This is a genomic window from Hydrogenophilus islandicus, from assembly GCF_054657095.1.
In genome coordinates this window covers 1-18,380 of sequence record NZ_BAAHXE010000009.1, presented here as the reverse complement: position 1 = coordinate 18,380, position 18,380 = coordinate 1, and the positions used below count along the sequence as shown (strand labels likewise).

Genomic DNA, 18,380 nt, shown 5'->3' with positions numbered 1-18,380 from the left:
ATGCCACTTTCCAAACACTTATGAACTCGGTGATCGATCTCTACGACAAACTGCGCCTTGCGCCCGACGAAAACGTCCGCGCCCGCGTCATCGCCGAAGCGTTCGAGGCGCTCGAAAACCGCTACCCCCATCTCCAATACCTCGTCACCACCCGTGACCTCTCGGAGACCGAGCTCAAACTCACCAAAGAGATCGAGGCGGTCCGTGCCGAGCTCAAAGAGACCGAGTTCAAGCTTACTAAAGAAATCGAAGCGGTTCGCCTCCAAACCGAAGCAGTCCGTGCCGAACTCAAAGAGACCGAGCTCAAACTCACTAAAGAGATCTTGCAACTCCGCGCGGAACTCTCGAAAGAGATCGAAGCGACCCGCTCCGGCATCATCAAGTGGAGCTTCCTCTTCTGGATCAGCCAATTCGGCGCGGTGATGATGCTCCTCTGGCGCCTCTGGCCCGCTCACTGAGCCTGTACAATCTCCTTCGTGCCCACCGCGCGAACTGCCTCCCTGATCACCCCCGCCCACCCCCGCTGGCAAGGCTACCGCGCCGCGAGCGACCCGCTCGTGACCGCCGCGCTCGCCCCATTCCGCAACCTCGCCCCCATCTGGGTCGTGACAAGCGGCGAAGCGGGAATGCGCGCGCAAGCGCTCGCTTTGGCGGAAGCGCTCGCCCCCACCGCGCCCGATCACGAGTGGGCGTGGACCCTCGCTGAGCCGTGGCGAACATTGCCCGCGGCGCTCACACTCAACCTCTGGCGACTCGCTGACCGCCTCACCCCACGCCGCTTCCTGCCCGACACCCTCAGAGAACGACTACATCAGCCGCTCCTCCACGCCGCAGCGGCCGCCCCTGCCGCCCTCAACCTCCCTCTTCTCCCTTGGCACGACCCTCTGCCCGCGCCGCCTCAGCTCATCATCGCCTGCGGACGGCGGGTGATCGCGCCCGTCCTCTGGCTCAAGCACCTCCTCAAGCCCCGCCCCCAAGTGATCTACGTCCAAGACCCCCGGACACTCACCGCCCACTTCGACCTCATCGTCGCGCCAGCGCACGACCCAATCCGCGGCAAGCAGGTCGTCAATACCCCGCTCGTTCTCCACCGGATCACCCCGGAACGGCTCGCGCAAGCGGCGCAGGCGTGGCAGCCCCGCTGGGCGCACTACCCGAAACCGTGGTGGGGATTGATTGTCGGCGGCCCGAGCCGCTCTGTGGCGTGGGACGAAACGCTCGCCCGCGCCGCGATCACCGCGTGGCTCTTTGAGGCCCAAAAGGCAGGTGCGACGCTCTTCGCCAGCACTTCCCGCCGCACGCCAGCAGCGACCCGCGCGTGGCTCGCCGCGGCCATCGCCGAAAGGCTGCCCGAAAGCCCGCCGCCGTTTACCGGAACGGGTGAGAACCCCTACCTCGCGATTTTGGCGCTCACTGACGCGCGAGCGGTGACGAGCGATTCGCTCTCGATGCTTTCAGAAACGGTCGCAGCGCCGGGAACGAGCGTGCGGCTCGCGGTGGGCGACTACCGCCCGCGGCTCCAACGCTTCCACGCCCTCTGGGACCGCGGCGCGTAGCCGGTGAAAAACCGCTTACCCCCGTTCAAACACCGCAAGCGACTCGACGTGGCCGGTATGGGGAAACATATTCGCCACCCCGGCGGCGCGAAGACGATACCCCTTCTCATGAACGAGAATCGCCGCGTCGCGCGCAAGCGTCGCTGGATGGCATGAGACATAGACGATCCGCTCCGGGGCAATCGCCGGCGTGATCGCTTTCACCAGCGCCACCGCCCCATCGCGCGGAGGGTCGAGCAGCCACTTCGCGAAGCGCCCGAACGCCGCAAGCACCGACTCGCTCATCTCAAAGAGGTTCGCCGCGTAAAATTGCGTCCGCTCCGCCAACCCGTGCGCTGCCGCCAACGCCTTCGCCCGCTCGGTCATCGCCGCCGACCCTTCGACCCCCACCACCTCGGCGCCACAGCGCGCAATCGGTAGCGTAAAGTTCCCCAAGCCGCTAAACCAATCGGCGATCCGCTCCCCCGGCTGCGGCGCGAGCCAGGTGAGCGCCCGGCGCACCAGCACCCGGTTCATTGCGGGATTCACCTGGGTAAAGTCGCTCGGGCGAAACGCCAACGTCACCCCAAACTCGGGGTGGCGATAGGCGAGCAGCCGATCGTCGCAGGGGCGAAGCGGCGCCATCGTCTCCGGTCCGCCCGGCTGCACCCACACCGCGACCCCAGCGCGGTCGGCGAATGCCGCCAACGCCGCCTCGTCCCCGGCGGTGAGCGGCACCAGGTGGCGAAAGACCAGCACCACCGTGTCGTCGTCCCCTACCGCTACCTCGATCTGCGGCACCCGATCAGAGCACGAGAGGCGCCCGACGACGCTCGCAAGCTCCGGGATGAGCGCGGAGACGCGGGGATGGAGCACCGGACACTCTTCCAGTTTCGCGACATAGCTCGACCGCCGCTCGCGAAAGCCCACCAGCACCCCCCCTTTCTTCGGCACCAGCCGCGCCCCGAGCCGCGCGCGGTGACGGTACCCCCAAAAAGGGCCATAGAGCGGCGGCAACACCTGGTGCGGCCGCACCCGCGCCGTGTGCCACAGCGTCTCCTCGAGCACCAGCTGCTTCGCCGCCACCTGCGCCGCGGCGTCGAAGTGCTGCATCGCGCAGCCGCCGCACACCCCGAAGTGGGGGCAGCGCGGCGTCACCCGCCACGGCGACGGCTTCTCGACCGCAACCAGTTCAGCCTGCGCGTAACTCGCCCGGTCGCGGGTGCGGATAAAGCGCACCACCTCTCCCGGTAGCGCCCCGGCGACGAAGACCGCCTTCCCCGCGACGCGGGTCACCCCCCGCCCTTCGAGATCGAGCGACGCGATCGCGCCACGCTCCTCCTGCCGCATCAGCGCAACTCTTCGTAGAGCATCTCCAGAATCTGGTTCGCCGTCGCGCTCGCATCCGGCTTACCGGCTTCATCCACGACCACCACACGGCTCACGCTCCCCGCGCTCTGGACCTGGATGCGGTATTCGCTCCCCACCTTCGGCTTCTCGTCACTCTTCCAGAAGGCCAAGCGCGACCAGAAACTGCGGCGCTCCTCTTCCGCGACGCCCGCCGGATCGTCGTACCGGACGCGGTACTCCCCGGCAGATCGGTTGCGCTCCAACACCGAGAAGCCCAAGCGGTCGAGCGCAAGCCCCACGCGCCGCCACGCCCGCTCCAAGCCGTCGCGCACCTCGAGCTCGTTGCGGTCGCTCCCCTTGTGGAGCACTGCCCGCTCTTGGGTCGCGGCGTTCGCGACCATCTCTTTCGCCTTCTGCTCCTCGGCACCCAGGAAGACCATCAGCCGCCGCAACATCTCCGCCTCAAGCTCGGGATCGGCCGGGCGCGGCTGCCACACCGTCCGCTCATGCTGTGAGGAGGTATAGACCTCCACCATGCCGCGGTGGGCAATATAGATCTCGACCTCGCCGGGGTTCTTGCCCGGTTCGAGGCGCGTCCGGAACTTGTCGCGCTCGCCGGTCGAATAGAGCGCGTCGAGCACCTTCCCGATCGTCCGCCGGATGAGGTCGTCGGGAATCTTCGCCCGGTTCTCAGCCCAGTCAGTCTCGATCACCCCGATATCGGGCCGCTCGATCGCAAGCGTAAACCCGAGCTGCTGCCAGAACGCCTTCAATTTCGGCCACAGTTGCTCGGGGGTTGCCTTCACTACCAGCCACCGCGTCTCCCCTGCCCGCTCGATCCGCATCCCCGGCTGCTCGGCAAGGACCGCCTGCTCGCCCGCGTTGGGCGCCGCGCGCTCGCTCTGGTAAGCCAAGAGCGACGTCGCCCCGCGCCGCGTCGGCAGCGCAAACCGCTCCCCTTGTGACGGGTTGATGAGATCGGGCGGCACCTCGAGCGGCCGATCCAACCGCCGCTCGCTCTTGTAGTCGATCTCGCTCTTCTTCTCCAACCACTCGTTGGGGGAGAATGACGAGCAGCCGGCAAGCGTCACGAGCGCAATCCCCAACACCCAGCAATGCGTCACCCTTCTCCTTGCCCGGTGCCGCGTTTCACCCACCCCCATGGCCCGCGGGGCCAACCCCGCCGCAATGCTGACCACCTGCACCATCTCGTCATCCCCACCCGGCACCGCCGCCCCATTTTCGCCAAAAACCCGCATCACTTCGCCCCCTTATCCGCTCACGGTAATGCCGGCGCGCGCCAACGCCGCGAGCACCCGGTCGTGGTTCTCCCGCGCAAGCGGCGTCAAGGGCAACCGAATCCCATCGGCAATCCGCCCCATCCTGAAGAGCGCCCACTTCACCGGGATCGGATTCGCCTCGCAGAAGAGCGCTCGATGCAGCCCCAAGAGCTTCTGGTTGATCGCCACCGCCTCGGCAACATTACCCGCGAGCGCCGCGACACAGAGCTCGTGCATCGCGCGCGGCGCGACGTTCGCCGTCACAGAAATCACCCCTTTGCCCCCAAGGAGCATAAAGGGCAACGCGGTGAGATCGTCCCCGGTGTAGCAGAGGAAGCCCGACGGCACCCGCTCAAAGAGGTCATACGCCCGGTCGATGTTGCCGGTGGCGTCCTTGATCCCGACGATATTGGGAATCTCGGCAAGCCGTACCACCGTGTCGTTCGTGAGGTCCGCCACCGTCCGCCCCGGAACGTTGTAGAGGATGAGCGGCAGATCGACCGCCTCGGCAATCGCGCGGAAGTGGCGGTAGAGCCCCTCCTGCGTCGGCTTATTGTAGTAGGGTACGACGGAAAGGTGCGCGTCAGCCCCCGCCTGTTTCGCCGCACGGGCCAAAAAGATCGCCTCTTCGGTACTGTTTGCCCCCGTCCCAGCGATGATCGGAATCCGCCCCGCGGCGTGCTTCACCGCCCGCTCGATCAACAGCACATGTTCGTCGAACGAGACGGTGGGCGACTCCCCCGTCGTTCCCACCACCACGATCCCGTCGGTCCCCTCGGCAACATGCCAGTCGATGAGCGCGTCAAACCGCGGCCAATCGATCGCCCCGTCGGGCAACATCGGCGTGACGATCGCCACGATCGAACCCGTGAGTGCAAACATAACCATCCCCTCTCAGAATCCTAGCGTCGTGCTGATTGTACCCCAATCACCCTTCCATCTCGTGGCGGATCCCGGCCCAGCCGATCGCCACCCGCACCGCAAAAAGCACCACCCAACTCATCACCCGCCGGTGCCACGGCAAGCGCCGCACCCGCTCGCAGGTGAGCGGCTCGCCCCCCTCCGCCACCTGCCGTTCGATCCGCTGCACCAACTCTGTCGCAAGCGCCCGATCATCCACCCAGGCGTTCGCCTCACGCGCCAAAAAGAGGCTAAAAGGGTCGATGTTGCTCGACCCCACGGTAACAAAGCGGCGATCAACCACCGCCACCTTCGCGTGCATCATCGCGCGGGTATATTCGAAGAGCTCAATCCCGTTCTCGAGGAGCCACGGATAGAGCGAACGGGTCGCGTAGTGGAGAATCGGATGGTCCGAAAGCCCCTGGAGCACCAACCGCACCCGCACCCCCCGCCGCGCGCACGCCTCAAGGGCATGGCGAAAGCGCCGCCCAGGAAAAAAGTAGGCGCAGACGATCCACACCTCCTCCTTGGCCCCGGCAAGCGCCCGGAGGTAACTCGCTTCGATCTCCCGGCGATGGCGAAAAGAATCGCGCAACACCAACGCCGCGCGAAAAGGGCCAGCACGCCCGGAGAACAACGGCGCCTCCCGCGGCACCGCAACCCGGCCGCGCCGCGTTGCCCACGCCACCAGCCGCCACAGCCGTGCCATCGTCGCGCGCACCTCTGCCGCCACCGGCCCCTCGAGCTGCAATGCGTAGTCCCAGCGGGGAAAGCGGGGGTTTGCTTCCGGCTGGCGGCGAAAGTCAGAAACGATGTTGATCCCCCCGACAAACGCCACCACCCCGTCGCAGCACGCGAGCTTGCGGTGCAACCGCCGCATCCGCGTCGGGCGAAGGAGCCCCCCTCTTCCCGCCACCGGCCGGTAGACCTGCACCGCCACCCCCGCGGCGCGCAGCCGCTCGGCATGGTCGCGGATGAATTCGAAGCTCCCAAACCCATCGACCAGCACCCGCACCGCAACGCCCCGCTGCGCGGCGCGCACGAGCGCCGCGATCACCGCGGTGCCCGCCTCGTCGGCGTCAAAAATGTAGGTCTCGAGCCAAAATTCGAAGCGCGCCTGGTCGATCGCCGCAATCAGCGCCGGGAAGAACTCCGCCCCATTCTCGAGGAGCACCACCTGGTGACCAGGAAGAAAGGGGACGATCGGCCCGCTCATCGCACCCTAACCGGAGAGGACCACTCGCGCCCAGAGCGGCAGATGGTCGGAGAGGCGTGACCACGGGCGCCGGGCAAGCACAGCGCTCTCGACCACGGTCATGCCGCGGAGATAGAGGCGATCGAGCGCCCCCACCCGAACCCCGCGCGCGGGATAGGTGCGGCGAAGGCGTCCCCCCTTCCCCTCAACCCGCACCAACCCCAACGGCGCGGCAAAATCGCGGCAGGCCACCCCCTCCCAATCGTTGAAATCACCCCCCACGATCACCGGACGCCCTGGCGGCACGGCAGCGATCAACTCACGCAGGCGCGCCAACTGCCACTGCCGCCAGCGGCGACGCAACCCGAGATGGACCGAAAAGAGATGAACCCGCACCGCCCCCACCTCGACCTCCACCTCCAGCGCCCCGCGCGACTCCCACCGCGGCGCAGCGGAGAGATCGTGGTTACGCTGCGCCACAATCGGATAACGCGAAAGAACCGCATTGCCGTGGTGACCGGTCCGATAGAAACGGTTCGCCCCGTACGCGGTAAAAGGCCAGCACCGCTCCGCCAAAAAAGCGTGCTGCGGCGCATGCACCACGCTCGCCAACGCCTCGTCGGGAAGCGCCCCCTGCACCTCTTGCAGCAACACAAAATCGGGCAGCACCTCCTCCAGCGCCGCCCGCATCGCTGCAATCGTCAACCGCGCGCGCCACGGCCCCCACCCCTTGTGAATGTTGTAGGTCAAGAGCGAGAGCATCGTGCCCGTCACGCCGCGGCCACCCCCTCAAGAGACCGCAAGCATCCGGTCGAGCGCCATCCGCGCCCAGTGGGCCGTCGGCTCGGGCACATGGATGCGGTTCACCACCACCCCGGCAGCAAGATTCGCCAGCGTCCAAGCCAAGTGCTGCGGGTCGATCCGCTGCATCGTCGAACACATGCAGACCACCCCCCCCATGAAATGGACCACCTTCCCCTGCGCCGCCATCTCCTCGGCCAACCGGCTCACCAGGTTGAGCTCGGTCCCCACCAGCCACTTCGTCCCCGGCGGCGCGTTGCGGATCGTCGTCTGGATATACTCGGTGCTCCCCACGTAATCGGCCTTGAGGCAGACCTCGAGCGAACACTCCGGATGCGCAATCACGAAGCCATCAGGATACTTCGCCTTCCACCTGTCGATCTGCTGAGGGGTGAACATCTGATGGACCGAACAGTGCCCCTTCCACAACAGAATCTCGGCCTCTTGGATCTCCTCAGGCGAAAGCCCCCCCAACGGGAGATCGGGATCCCACACCTTCATCCGCTCGAGCGCAATCCCCCGCTTGTAGCCGGTCCACCGCCCCAAATGCTGGTCGGGGAAGAAGAGCAGCTTCGGCCGCTGCCGCAACGCCCAATCGACGATTTTCGGTGCATTGGTCGACGTGCAGACGATCCCGCCCCGCTCGCCACAAAAGGCCTTCAAATCGGCCGCCGAATTGATGTAGGTCACCGGCGTGTAAATGCGCTCGGGCTCCTCGCCCAACACCTCCGCAAGCTCCCGCCACGCCCGCGTCACCTTCGCCAAATCGGCCATATCGGCCATCGAGCAGCCGGCAGAAAGGTCGGGAAGAATCGCGATCTGCTCCGGTTTGCTCAGAATATCGGCCACCTCGGCCATGAAATGGACGCCGCAAAAGACGATGTAGCGCGCGTTGGTTTGGGCCGCCAGGCGCGCGAGCTTCAACGAGTCGCCCGTAAGGTCCGCATGGCGATAGACGTCGGCCCGCTGGTAGTGGTGGCACAAAATCACCGCCTCGTCGCCCAGCTTCTGGCGCGCCGCAACAATCTCCCGCTCGCACGCCTCGTCGCTCAACCCGGCAAACTCGGCAAACGGAATCGCCTTCTGCCCCGCACCTATGGTTATCGCTTCACTCATCGCTCACCCTGCCCGCTCACGGCGACACCCACGGCAACCCGTGGAACTTCCACCCCCCCACGGTACCGCGATGCCCCTCGGCATCCTTGTCGCCTTCAAACCCTTCCAGGATATTGTACGCACTCGTGTACCCGGCCGCCGCCGCAGCCGCTGCCGCATGGTGGGAACGCGCCCCCGAGCGGCAGAGAAAGAGCACCACCGCCTCGGGATCGACCTGGCGACGCAGCGCTGCCAGAAAGTGGGGGTTCTGGGCCATCTCCGGGTAGGTCATCCACTCGATCTCCACCGCCCCCGGGACCCGCCCCACCCAATCCCACTCGGCGCGCGTGCGGCAATCGACCAGCACCGCACCGGGAAGTTCCTGCCACACCGCGTACGCCTCAGGGGGCGTCAGCGCCCCGGCGTAGGGGAGCCCCAGCGCCTGAGCCCTTGCCCCCGCTGCTGCTAAAATGTCATGAATCTGTCCCATCACAACGCTCCTGTCATGACCCACTCGATCATACCGCCAAACGCCCCCGCGGGAGAAGCGCTGCCGCGCAGCCGCGACGTCGCCCGCGCGAGCCTCCTCGCGATGGCCGCGAACGCTCTCCTCGCGCTGCTGCAGATCATCGTCGGGCTCCTCGCGAACGCCTTTAGCCTCGTCGCCGACGCGATGCATACCCTTGCCGACCTCGCCACCGACGGGCTCATCGCCTGGGCAAGCCGCCGCGCCGGTGCCCCCCCAGACGAAGACCACCCCTACGGCCACGGCCGGTTGGAGACGGTCGCAAGCCTCGCCCTCGGCGTCGTCCTCGTCGCCGTCGGCAGCGGCTTTGTCTGGGCAGCCGCCGAGCGCCTCACCGCCAGCGCGAACCTCCAACCGGTCGCCTACCCGGCACTCATTGTCGCCCTCCTGGTTCTCGCCGCGAAAGAGCTCCTCTACCACTGGCTCAAACGCACCGGCACGCGCCTCACCGCCCCAGTGCTCGTCGCCGCCGCGTGGCACGCCCGCTCTGACGCTGCCTCGTCGCTCGTCGTCGCGATTGGCGTGACCGCAAGCCTCCTCGGCTTTCCAGCCCTCGAACCGATCGCCGCCGCGATCGTCGGCTTCCTCATCGCCTCGATGGGCATCCGCTTCGCCTACCGAGCCCTTGCGGAACTCGTCGACACCGGTCTCGACCCCGAAACGGTCGCCGCGATTTCTGATGCGATCCGCACCACCCCGGGCGTCGTCGATCTCCATGAACTGCGCACCCGCCGCATGGGCCACCAGGTGCTCATCGACGCCCACGTCCAGGTCGCTCCGCGCCTCACCGTCTCGGAAGGACACCGGATTGCCGACCAAGTGATCACCCGCCTCAAAGGGGAGTTCGCCGCCCGCCACCAGCTCTCTGTCGGCGACGTGACCATCCACATCGACCATGAACCCGACCAGGCCCCCAACGCCCCCGCCCACCGCCCCCTCGCCGACCGCGCCGAAATGCTCACCGCAGTGCGCGACGCGCTCGCTTACCCCGCCTTCCCCTCCGAGTGGCTCCAGATCCACTACCTTGACGGGAAGTGCGAACTCGATCTGCACCTTCCCGCCGCAGTTCCCGAAGCGCTGCGCCCACTCCTTGAGGACCCCGCAGCGCGCCATCGCGTAACCCAAACCCTGCGCGCGCGCCTCCCCTGCATCAAAACCGTGCGCTGGTTTGTTGCCCTTGCACCAGAATCGTGCGACAATGCACCCTAACCGTGCATCAGCAAAAAACACCGCACCCGATGCCCTGCCCGTTCCCGGCATGAGGCACAATCGAACACCTGGCACGAATTTTGCTCACGAACTTACCGTTTTTCTCTCACCCTAAGGAGCTTTACCGATGAACACCGAAGACGTGATGCGGCTCATCTCAGAAAACGACGTCCGCTTTGTCGACCTCCGCTTTACCGACATCCGCGGCAAAGAACAACACACCACGCTCCCCATTTCAGCATTCGAAGAAGAGATCTTCGAGCGCGGCCAACCGTTCGACGGCTCGTCGATCGCCGGTTGGAAAGGGATCCAAGCCTCCGACATGCTCCTCTTGCCGGATCCCTCCACGGCCTACATCGACCCGTTCTATGAAGAGACCACGCTGGTCCTCACCTGCGACGTGATCGAACCCGCCGACGGCAAAGGGTACGACCGCGACCCCCGTTCGATCGCGAAACGCGCCGAAGCCTACCTCAAATCGACCGGTCTCGGGGACACCGCCTACTTCGGCCCCGAACCCGAATTCTTCATCTTCGACTCGGTCGAATGGTCCGTAGACATGTCCGGCAGCTACGTCAAAATCTTCTCCGAAGAGGCGGCGTGGGCAACCGCGGAAAAATTCGAAGGCGGCAACAAAGGACACCGCCCGCGCGTCAAAGGTGGCTACTTCCCGGTCCCGCCAGTCGACAGCCTCCACGACCTGCGCGCTGCGATGGTGCTCACCCTCGAAGCGATCGGCATTCCGGTCGAAGTCTTCCACCACGAAGTGGCCACCGCGGGGCAGTGCGAAATCGGCACCAAGTTCAACACCCTCACCCGCCGTGCCGACTGGACGCAAACCCTCAAATACGTCGTCCACAACACCGCACACCAATACGGCAAAACCGCCACCTTCATGCCCAAACCGATCGTCGGCGACAACGGCAGCGGCATGCACGTCCACCAGTCGGTCTGGAAAGACGGGCAGAACCTCTTCGCCGGCAACGGCTACGCCGGGCTTTCCGAATTCGCCCTCTACTACATCGGCGGCATCATCAAGCACGCCCGGGCGCTGAACGCGATCACCAACCCCGCCACCAACTCCTACAAGCGGTTGGTGCCCCACTTCGAAGCGCCGGTCAAACTCGCCTACTCGGCGCGCAACCGCTCGGCGTCGATCCGCATCCCCTACGTCGCCAACCCGAAAGCGCGTCGTATTGAAACCCGCTTCCCCGACCCGGCGGCGAACCCCTACCTGGCGTTCGCGGCGCTCCTGATGGCCGGGCTCGACGGCGTGCAGAACAAGATCCACCCGGGCGACCCGGCGGACAAGAACCTCTACGACCTGCCGCCGGAAGAAGACGCGAAGATCCCCACCGTCTGCCACAGCCTCGACCAGGCGCTCGAAGCGCTCGACGCAGACCGTGAATTCCTCACCCGCGGTGGCGTCTTCTCCAACGACTTCATCGACGCCTACATCGACCTCAAGATGGAAGAGGTGCAGCGTCTGCGCATGACCACCCATCCGGTCGAATTCGACATGTACTACAGCCTGTGACCGCAGGGGGGCACGCTCGCCACACCCGAGGAGTCGCGGCGCTTGCCGCGCTCCTCATCACCTCCGGCGCCGACGCGGCCCTCTGGAAGTGCCAAAGCCGCGACGGCGTCATCTACACCAACGACCCGCGCACCACCCAAGGAAAACGGTGTGAAGCGCTCGCCCTCCCAAGCGCCACCGCGACACCCCCGCGACAGGGCAAACCCTCGGCCACCGCACCCAGCACCACTCCAAGAACCGCGCTTCCTCGCGACGACCTGCGCCGCCAAATCCTCACCCACGAACACCAACAAGAGGCAGCCGCAATCGCCGAACTCGAAGCACAGCTCGCCTCCGCCCCACCCGACGCCCGCGCCACCCTCACTGAGCGCCTCAACCGCCACCGCAAAAACCTCGAAGCGATCGCCCGTGAACTCCAGCGCCTCCGCTAACCCCCTCCCCACCCTCGACGAACTTGCGACCGCGCTCCTCGTGCTCGACCGCACCGCCAGCGTCACCTACGCCAACGCCGCCGCCGAACACCTCCTCAACCGCAGCCGCACCCAACTCGCTGGGAAAGAGATCACCGCGATTCTGGGGAACAGCCCCGGCCTCACCCAAGCGCTCGCCGCCGCCGCCCGCTCCGGCTGGTTCTACACCGCGAGCGAAACCCCCCTCACCCACCCCGACGGCGACCCCTGGCGCGCCGACCTCACCGTCAGCCCTCGCCCCAACCCCCCAGGCGGCTACCTCGTCGAACTCAAAGCGGTCGACCGCCACCGCGCGGCCACCGAAACCGAACAACGGCAGCGGCTGCAACACGCCGTCCAAGAGATGGCGCGCACCATCGCCCACGAAATCAAAAACCCCCTCGGCGGCATCAAAGGGGCCGCCCAGCTCCTCGCGCTCGAACTCGCCGGCACCCCCCACGCCGAAACCGCTGCCGTCATCGTCCGCGAAGCCGACCGGCTGCACGCGCTCCTCACCCGCCTCACCGCCGCCCACCAACACCCCCACCTCGCCCCCAACGACCTCCATCTGCCGCTTGAGCAGGCGCGCTGCCTCATTGCCGCCGAATACCCGCAACTGACCCTGAAGCGCGACTACGACGTCAGCCTCCCGCCTCTCCTCATCGACCCCGAACGGCTCGTCCAACTCTTCCTCAACCTCCTCAAAAACGCCGCCCAAGCGATGGAGGGGCGCGGCACCATCACCCTCAAAACCCGCGTCGCCCGCCAGATCACCCTCGGCAAAAAACGGTGGCCGCTCGCCGCCCGCGTCGACATCACCGACACCGGCCCCGGCATTCCCGCCGAGCTTCGCGACCACCTCTTCTATCCGCTCGTCAGCAACCGTCCCGGCGGCAGCGGCCTCGGCCTCACCATTGCGCTCGAGATCGCCACCGAACACGGCGGCGCGCTCGAATTCACCACCTCCCCCCGCGGCACTACCTTCACCCTGCTGCTCCCCATCCCCGAACCCCCACGGAACTCGACCCGATGAACGCCACCGACGAAATCTGGATCGTCGACGACGACGACGCCATCCGCTGGGTCCTCGGCAAAGCCCTCGAACGCGCCCACCTCCCCCACCGCCTCTTTCGCGACCCGCAAGCGGTACTCGCCGCCGCCCGCGAACACCCCCCCGCGGTGCTTGTCACCGACGTACGCATGCCCGGCATCGACGGCTTTACCCTCGTCACCGAACTCAAAAAGCGCAACCCCGCGCTCGTCGCCCTCATCATGACCGCCTACTCCGACCTCGACGCCGCCGTCCACGCCTTCCAGGTCGGCGCCTTCGAATACCTCCCCAAACCCTTCGACCTCCCCGAAGCGGTCGCCCTCATCACCCGCGCCTGGCAAACCGCCCACCCCACAAGTGCCGCCACCCCGCCATCACCCCCGCCTGCGAGCGGCCCCGGCACCGCGCCCCACACCCCCGAACTCATCGGCCACTCCCCCGCGATGCAAAACCTCTTTCGCGCGATTGGCCGCCTCTCCACCTCAAGCGCCACGGTCCTCATCATCGGCGAAACCGGCACCGGCAAAGAGCTCATCGCCCGCGCGCTCCACCGCCACAGCCCCCGCGCCGCTGGGCAGTTCGTCGCGCTCAACACCGCCGCGATCCCGCGCGACCTTCTCGAAGCCGAACTCTTCGGCGTCGAAAAAGGCGCCTACACCGGCGCCACCGCCTCCCGCCCCGGACGCTTTGAAGAGGCGCACGGCGGTACTCTCTTTCTCGACGAAATCGGCGACATGCCCCTGGAGCTCCAAACGCGGCTCCTGCGCGTCCTCGCCCTCGGCGAATTCCACCGCCTCGGCGGCCGGGAACTGAAGCGCGTCGACGTCCGCATCATCGCCGCCACCCACCAGAACCTCGCCGCCAAAGTCGCCGACCACACCTTCCGCGAAGACCTCTACCACCGCTTGAACGTCATCCGCTTGACGTTGCCGCCGCTGCGCGAACGGCGCGAAGATATTCCTCTACTCGCCGACCACTTCCTGCGCCGCGCCGCCCAGCAACTCGGCGTCGAACCAAAGCGCTTAAGCAGTGAGGCGCTCGCGCTCCTCCTCACCCACCCCTTCCCCGGCAACGTCCGCGAACTCGAAAACCTCTGCCACTGGCTCACCGTCATGGCCCCCGCCGCCACCATCACCCCTACCGACCTCCCCCCCGAATACCGCACCCCGCAACCGCCCACCGACACCCTCGCCACGCGCTCCACAGCCGCCCCTTCTACCCCCTCGCCCAACCCCACCCCCGCCGCTTCGCCCATAGCAAACACCGCCTCCACCCCCTCCGACCCCCACGACTGGCGCACCCCGCTTGCCGCCCACCTCGTCGCCCGCCTCGCCGAACGGGAACAACTCCTCACCGCCCCGCATCCCGCTGACCCCTCGGCACCCCACCCAGCCGCCGCCTCTCCCACCCTCTTCGACACCCTGCGCGACGAGTTCGAAGCCTGCCTCCTGGAAACGACGCTTGCCTACACCCACGGCCACAAACAGCGCGCCGCGAAGCTCCTCGGCGTCAGCCGCAACCTCTTTCGCCGCAAGTTGGTAAAATGACCCGAACTGCCCCTTGCGCACCACTGATGACATCTTCTCACGACCCCGACATCCGCTGGCAACAACGCTTCGCCAACTACCGCCGAGCGCTGCAACAGCTCGCCGACGCCGTAGCGCTCGCTCGGACGCGCCCCTTGAGTCGGCTCGAACAGCAAGGACTCATCCAGGCGTTCGAATACACCCAAGAACTTGCCTGGAAAGTGATGAAAGACTACTTGGAATACCAGGGCCACACAGACATCACCGGCTCGCGTGACGCGATCCGCGCCGCCTTCCGCCTCGGGCTCATCGCAGACGGCGACGGGTGGATCGAGACGATCCAAAGCCGCAACCGCTCCGTCCACACCTACGACGAAAAGACCGCCAACGCCCTTGCGTCGCTTATCATCGACCGCTACCTCCCCCTCTTCACTGCTTTTGAACAGCGGATGGCGGCGTTTCTTGAGCAAAAAGGATAAAGGTGGAAAAGTACGGGTTACCAGAAGAGACGATCGCGCGCATCACCGCGGTGCTCGCGCAGTTCCCCTCAATCGAGCGGGCGATCCTCTTCGGCTCACGCGCCAAAGGCACCGCCAAACCCGGCTCGGACATCGACCTTGCCCTCTGCGGCCCCGCCCTCACCGAACGCGAAATCGTAAGTCTCGCCGCCCGCCTCGACGCGCTCGATCTCCCCTACACCTTCGACCTCTGCCACTTTGAAAAGCTCGCCAACCCGCAGCTCATCGCCCACATCGAGCGGGTCGGCAAAGAGTTCTACCGCCGCAACCCCTGAACGCGCCCCTTGAACCGTCCTCTCTACCCCCGCCACCACCGCACCCAACGCTGGCCGCGGAATCGGACAATCGAACGGTACATCGCCACATACCCGGCCACAAAAAGAAGCACACACCCCATCAGCACTGCGGAGGAGCGCCACCACAACATCGCCGGCACCAACGAAAAAGCGGTAAGCGCCCACAGATAGGGCGACGTCATCGCGTTGCGCCACCAGACGCGCTCCCCATGCCCCGCGGTTCCCCACCGCACCAACCGGCGAAAAACGAGCATATGGAGATGGACCCCATCCGGCTGCAGCGGCGACACCCCCCGCCGCCGCTTCCGCCAAATCGAAAAAAGCAGCTCCGTCACCGGATAGGCCAACACCATCACCGCAAACCACGGCGAAACCGCCTCATTGCGCGCGACCAACAGCACCACCGCCTCAGCCACCCAAAAACCGGTCAAATAGGCCCCGCCATCCCCCAAAAAGAGGAGCCCCCGCGGCCAATTCCAAAACCAGAAACCCAAAAGCGCCCCCGCCCCCCCCAACGCCAACGTGAGCACCGTCCAATCGCCCACCTGGTGCGCCACGTACCCCACCGCCCCCAAAATCAACACCGCGCAGAGGCTCGCAAGGCCATTGAACCCATCGACGATATTGAACGCATGGGTCACCGCCGCCACCGCTAACGAGGTAAAGAGCAGCGACACCCACCCCACCTGGAGCCACCCATCGGCCCAGCTCCACCCCACCCGCACCACCGCGGCGTTTACCCACCCCCACGCAAGCCCCGCCGAGAGGAATGCCGCCAACAACCGCCAGCGCGGCGCCACCCGCCGCGTCACATCCTCCCCAAGCCCCGCCAAAAAAACTGGCACCGCTGCCCCGACCAACCGACTAAAAACCCCCGCCACCTCAGGCGCAGAGCGCCACCACAACCACCCCGCAAGCGCCGCAAGCCCCGCCGCCACCCCCACCCCGCCGACCCGGATCGCCGCCCACTCGTGAAACTTCTGCACCCCACGATCCTCATCTCGGGTAAAATGGGCGTGCGCATGCTGCCAGCGAATCATCACAAGCGCCACCAACCAACTCACCCAAGCGGCCACCAACATCGTCTCCATAACGCTATTCTACATGCTGCGCATCCTCCACCTCTTCAAAACCTCCCGCCACCACACCCTCGGCGGCATCGAAATCTTCATCGACACCCTCGCCCGCGCCCAGCACCAACTGGGCGTCCCGGTGCGCCATACCCTCTTTGCCCTCGCCCCGCACGAAAGCTGCCACATCGAGCCCCACCTCACCACCTACTGCCACCGCAAAACCGCCGAACTTCGCTCCACCCCGATCGCCCTCACCGCCCTTGCTGCGCTCGAACCCCTAGTGCGCCAAAGCGACCTCATCCACCTCCACTACCCCTACCCCTTCGCCGACGCCCTCCTCTTTCTGCTCGCCACCCGCTACCGCACCCCGCTTCCGCCGCTTCTCATCACCTACCACAGCGACATCGTCAAACAGACCCTGCTCGACAAACTCTACGCCCCCCTGCGCCACTGGCTCATGAGCCGTGCTGCGCGCATCATCGCCACCAGCGGCCGCCTCGCCGCAACAAGCCCCATCCTCACCCGCTACCCCACCCGCACCCACATCACCCCGCTCCCCCCGCCCGTCCCCCTCACCTACACCGCCGCCCCGCCCCGCCCCACCTACTTCCTCTTCCTCGGCGCCCCGCGCTACTACAAAGGGCTCGCCACCCTCATCGAAGCCGCGGCGCTTGTTCAACTTCCCGTCCACGTCGCCGGCGACGGCCCAGAACGCCCCCGCTGGCAGCAGCTCGCGCAGCGCCTCGCCGCCCCGATCACCTGGCACGGCGCGGTCAGCGAAGCGACCAAACAAGAGCTCCTTGCCGGCGCAACCGCCCTCATCCTCCCCTCGAACCACCGCAGCGAAGCCTTTGGCCTCGTGCTCCTCGAAGCCGCTGCCTTTGCCCGCCCGGCGATCACCACGGAACTCGGCACCGGCACAAGTGAAATCGTCGAGCACGGCACCACCGGCTACGTTATCCCCCCCAACAACCCCCCAAGGCTCGCCCAAGCGATGACCACCCTCTGGGCGCTCCCCTACCCGCAGCGCGCCGCGATGGGCAAGGCCGCCTACCACCGCGTCGCCACCCACTACGCCCCTGAAACAATCGCCACCGCCTACTACGACCACTACCGCGCTGCCCTTACGCCACGGTATAAAGCTGATCACTGAACGCGATTTGCTCCACCCCGATCAAGCGTGCTGCAAACTGGTCGCCAACCAGCAACGTCGCGCCGTCACCCATCTTCCCGATCTGAAATTGGGCTTGTGGCGCAGCAACCACCACTCTGTCGACCCCTGCTCCCCCATCGACGGTATCAAACCCCCCCGCCCCGAGGTAAAACGTGTCGTTACCGCCGTTGCCTGTTAGGGTGTTATCGACACTGTTGTCATAAAAGATATCATCGCCACTACCACCAATGGCATTCTCGATCACCGTGCCGTAGGCAATACCCAACGCGTTTTGCCCTGTATATATTCCATCCTTGTAACTGTTAAACACTTCATCAACCCAACTGTCATAATTATTAGTCCCCAGCTCTTTTTGATATTTTTCTTGCTGTTCTCTGATTTGCGCATCAACGCTGCGGTAGTTGATATCACTATAACTTCCCGGTGTGAGTCGAATGACATTAGGATGAGTTGTTTGGCTTAAATCTAGCGTATCGACCCCGCCGGCATCGTAAATCGTGTGGTAAAACGGTTTTTCATCGAATCGGTAAACGTCGTTACCGGTATGCGAAGTGGTATTGGCGCCATAGATGCGCTGCAGCGCAGCAATGTCGTAGACCATAAAGCCATCGGAAAAAATTTGTGAATAGGTAACTCTGACATCGCCTATTCCATGAGAAGATCTACTTCCCGTGAAAACCGGAACAAGATATTTGAAATCTGTGTACGACATAACCGTATTAACTCTGTTGTCCTTATCGGCCGGTAGAACTGTTCCCCCTTCGAATGGGTGCTTGAGGCCAAGAGCGTGCCCCATCTCGTGGACAATTGTGTTTTTGCCATAACCGCCGTCACCCAAATAATCTGGAGAAGTGTTGGTTGAAGT

Annotated in this window: 19 protein-coding genes; 10 read left to right on the top strand and 9 right to left on the bottom strand. The window is 65.6% G+C overall.

The annotated features are described in order from the left end of the window. Positions 1–20: 20 nt before the first annotated feature. On the top strand, positions 21–458 hold the full coding sequence (locus tag ACYQ6T_RS04495) for a CCDC90 family protein (protein ID WP_459828197.1): 438 nt from the start codon (positions 21–23) through the stop codon (positions 456–458). Positions 459–476: 18 nt separating this feature from the next. Beyond that, the gene (locus ACYQ6T_RS04490) at positions 477–1,556 is read left to right on the top strand and encodes an ELM1/GtrOC1 family putative glycosyltransferase (RefSeq protein ID WP_459828194.1); all 1,080 of its coding nucleotides are present in this window, start codon (positions 477–479) and stop codon (positions 1,554–1,556) included. A gap of 15 nt (positions 1,557–1,571) precedes the next feature. Here the strand turns inward: ACYQ6T_RS04490 and rlmD are convergent, their stop codons facing one another. Genes rlmD through ACYQ6T_RS04455 form a run of 7 tightly spaced genes read right to left on the bottom strand, consistent with a single transcriptional unit; the run spans position 1,572 to position 8,646 of the window. After that, positions 1,572–2,885 carry a 23S rRNA (uracil(1939)-C(5))-methyltransferase RlmD gene (gene rlmD / locus ACYQ6T_RS04485; RefSeq protein ID WP_459828191.1) on the bottom strand — a complete coding sequence of 438 codons (1,314 nt, stop codon included), beginning with the start codon at positions 2,883–2,885 and terminating at the stop codon, positions 1,572–1,574. Then, complete coding sequence (gene bamC / locus ACYQ6T_RS04480; protein WP_459828188.1) at positions 2,885–4,144, bottom strand: NlpB/DapX family lipoprotein; 1,260 nt, start codon at positions 4,142–4,144, stop codon at positions 2,885–2,887. The genes rlmD and bamC overlap by 1 nt, the downstream gene beginning before the upstream one ends. Positions 4,145–4,156: 12 nt before the next feature. After that, a complete protein-coding gene (dapA, locus tag ACYQ6T_RS04475; RefSeq protein WP_459828341.1) occupies positions 4,157–5,047 on the bottom strand; it encodes a 4-hydroxy-tetrahydrodipicolinate synthase in 891 nt (296 codons plus the stop codon). Positions 5,048–5,093: 46 nt separating this feature from the next. Continuing rightward, positions 5,094–6,281, bottom strand: coding sequence for a cardiolipin synthase ClsB (gene clsB, locus ACYQ6T_RS04470; RefSeq protein ID WP_459828185.1), 1,188 nt, complete (start codon positions 6,279–6,281; stop codon positions 5,094–5,096). A 6-nt stretch (positions 6,282–6,287) separates the two neighbouring features. Beyond that, the gene (locus tag ACYQ6T_RS04465) at positions 6,288–7,034 is read right to left on the bottom strand and encodes an endonuclease/exonuclease/phosphatase family protein (RefSeq protein WP_459828183.1); all 747 of its coding nucleotides are present in this window, start codon (positions 7,032–7,034) and stop codon (positions 6,288–6,290) included. A 15-nt stretch (positions 7,035–7,049) separates the two neighbouring features. After that, positions 7,050–8,177: a quinolinate synthase NadA gene (gene nadA, locus ACYQ6T_RS04460; RefSeq protein WP_459828180.1), complete on the bottom strand. Its 1,128-nt coding sequence runs from the start codon at positions 8,175–8,177 to the stop codon at positions 7,050–7,052. A gap of 16 nt (positions 8,178–8,193) precedes the next feature. Beyond that, a complete protein-coding gene (locus ACYQ6T_RS04455) occupies positions 8,194–8,646 on the bottom strand; it encodes a rhodanese-like domain-containing protein (protein WP_459828177.1) in 453 nt (150 codons plus the stop codon). A gap of 15 nt (positions 8,647–8,661) precedes the next feature. Between ACYQ6T_RS04455 and ACYQ6T_RS04450 the strand changes: the two genes are divergently transcribed. From ACYQ6T_RS04450 to ACYQ6T_RS04420, 7 genes are all read left to right on the top strand, one after another. After that, the gene (locus tag ACYQ6T_RS04450; RefSeq protein WP_459828175.1) at positions 8,662–9,891 is read left to right on the top strand and encodes a cation diffusion facilitator family transporter; all 1,230 of its coding nucleotides are present in this window, start codon (positions 8,662–8,664) and stop codon (positions 9,889–9,891) included. Between the two features lie 127 nt (positions 9,892–10,018). Beyond that, on the top strand, positions 10,019–11,428 hold the full coding sequence (gene glnA / locus ACYQ6T_RS04445) for a type I glutamate--ammonia ligase (protein ID WP_459828172.1): 1,410 nt from the start codon (positions 10,019–10,021) through the stop codon (positions 11,426–11,428). Continuing rightward, on the top strand, positions 11,425–11,859 hold the full coding sequence (locus ACYQ6T_RS04440; protein ID WP_459828169.1) for a hypothetical protein: 435 nt from the start codon (positions 11,425–11,427) through the stop codon (positions 11,857–11,859). Before glnA ends, ACYQ6T_RS04440 begins: the two co-directional genes overlap by 4 nt. Beyond that, a complete protein-coding gene (glnL, locus tag ACYQ6T_RS04435; protein WP_459828167.1) occupies positions 11,837–12,910 on the top strand; it encodes a nitrogen regulation protein NR(II) in 1,074 nt (357 codons plus the stop codon). The genes ACYQ6T_RS04440 and glnL overlap by 23 nt, the downstream gene beginning before the upstream one ends. Further along, positions 12,907–14,475, top strand: coding sequence for a nitrogen regulation protein NR(I) (gene ntrC / locus ACYQ6T_RS04430; RefSeq protein ID WP_459828166.1), 1,569 nt, complete (start codon positions 12,907–12,909; stop codon positions 14,473–14,475). The genes glnL and ntrC overlap by 4 nt, the downstream gene beginning before the upstream one ends. 26 nt (positions 14,476–14,501) lie before the next feature. Further along, entirely contained in the window at positions 14,502–14,933 is a 432-nt protein-coding gene (locus tag ACYQ6T_RS04425) for a nucleotidyltransferase substrate binding protein (RefSeq protein ID WP_459828163.1), read from the top strand. A gap of 2 nt (positions 14,934–14,935) precedes the next feature. Next, positions 14,936–15,247 (top strand): nucleotidyltransferase domain-containing protein, encoded by a 312-nt coding sequence (locus ACYQ6T_RS04420; protein WP_459828160.1) that lies wholly within the window; start codon positions 14,936–14,938, stop codon positions 15,245–15,247. Between the two features lie 23 nt (positions 15,248–15,270). Here the strand turns inward: ACYQ6T_RS04420 and ACYQ6T_RS04415 are convergent, their stop codons facing one another. Continuing rightward, entirely contained in the window at positions 15,271–16,359 is a 1,089-nt protein-coding gene (locus ACYQ6T_RS04415) for an MraY family glycosyltransferase (protein WP_459828157.1), read from the bottom strand. A 13-nt stretch (positions 16,360–16,372) separates the two neighbouring features. Between ACYQ6T_RS04415 and ACYQ6T_RS04410 the strand changes: the two genes are divergently transcribed. Then, positions 16,373–17,494, top strand: coding sequence for a glycosyltransferase (locus ACYQ6T_RS04410; RefSeq protein ID WP_459828155.1), 1,122 nt, complete (start codon positions 16,373–16,375; stop codon positions 17,492–17,494). Here the strand turns inward: ACYQ6T_RS04410 and ACYQ6T_RS04405 are convergent. Beyond that, positions 17,466–18,380: M10 family metallopeptidase C-terminal domain-containing protein (locus ACYQ6T_RS04405; protein ID WP_459828153.1), on the bottom strand; the 915-nt coding region annotated here is incomplete at its 5' end. The two genes, ACYQ6T_RS04410 and ACYQ6T_RS04405, sit on opposite strands and share 29 nt — an antisense overlap.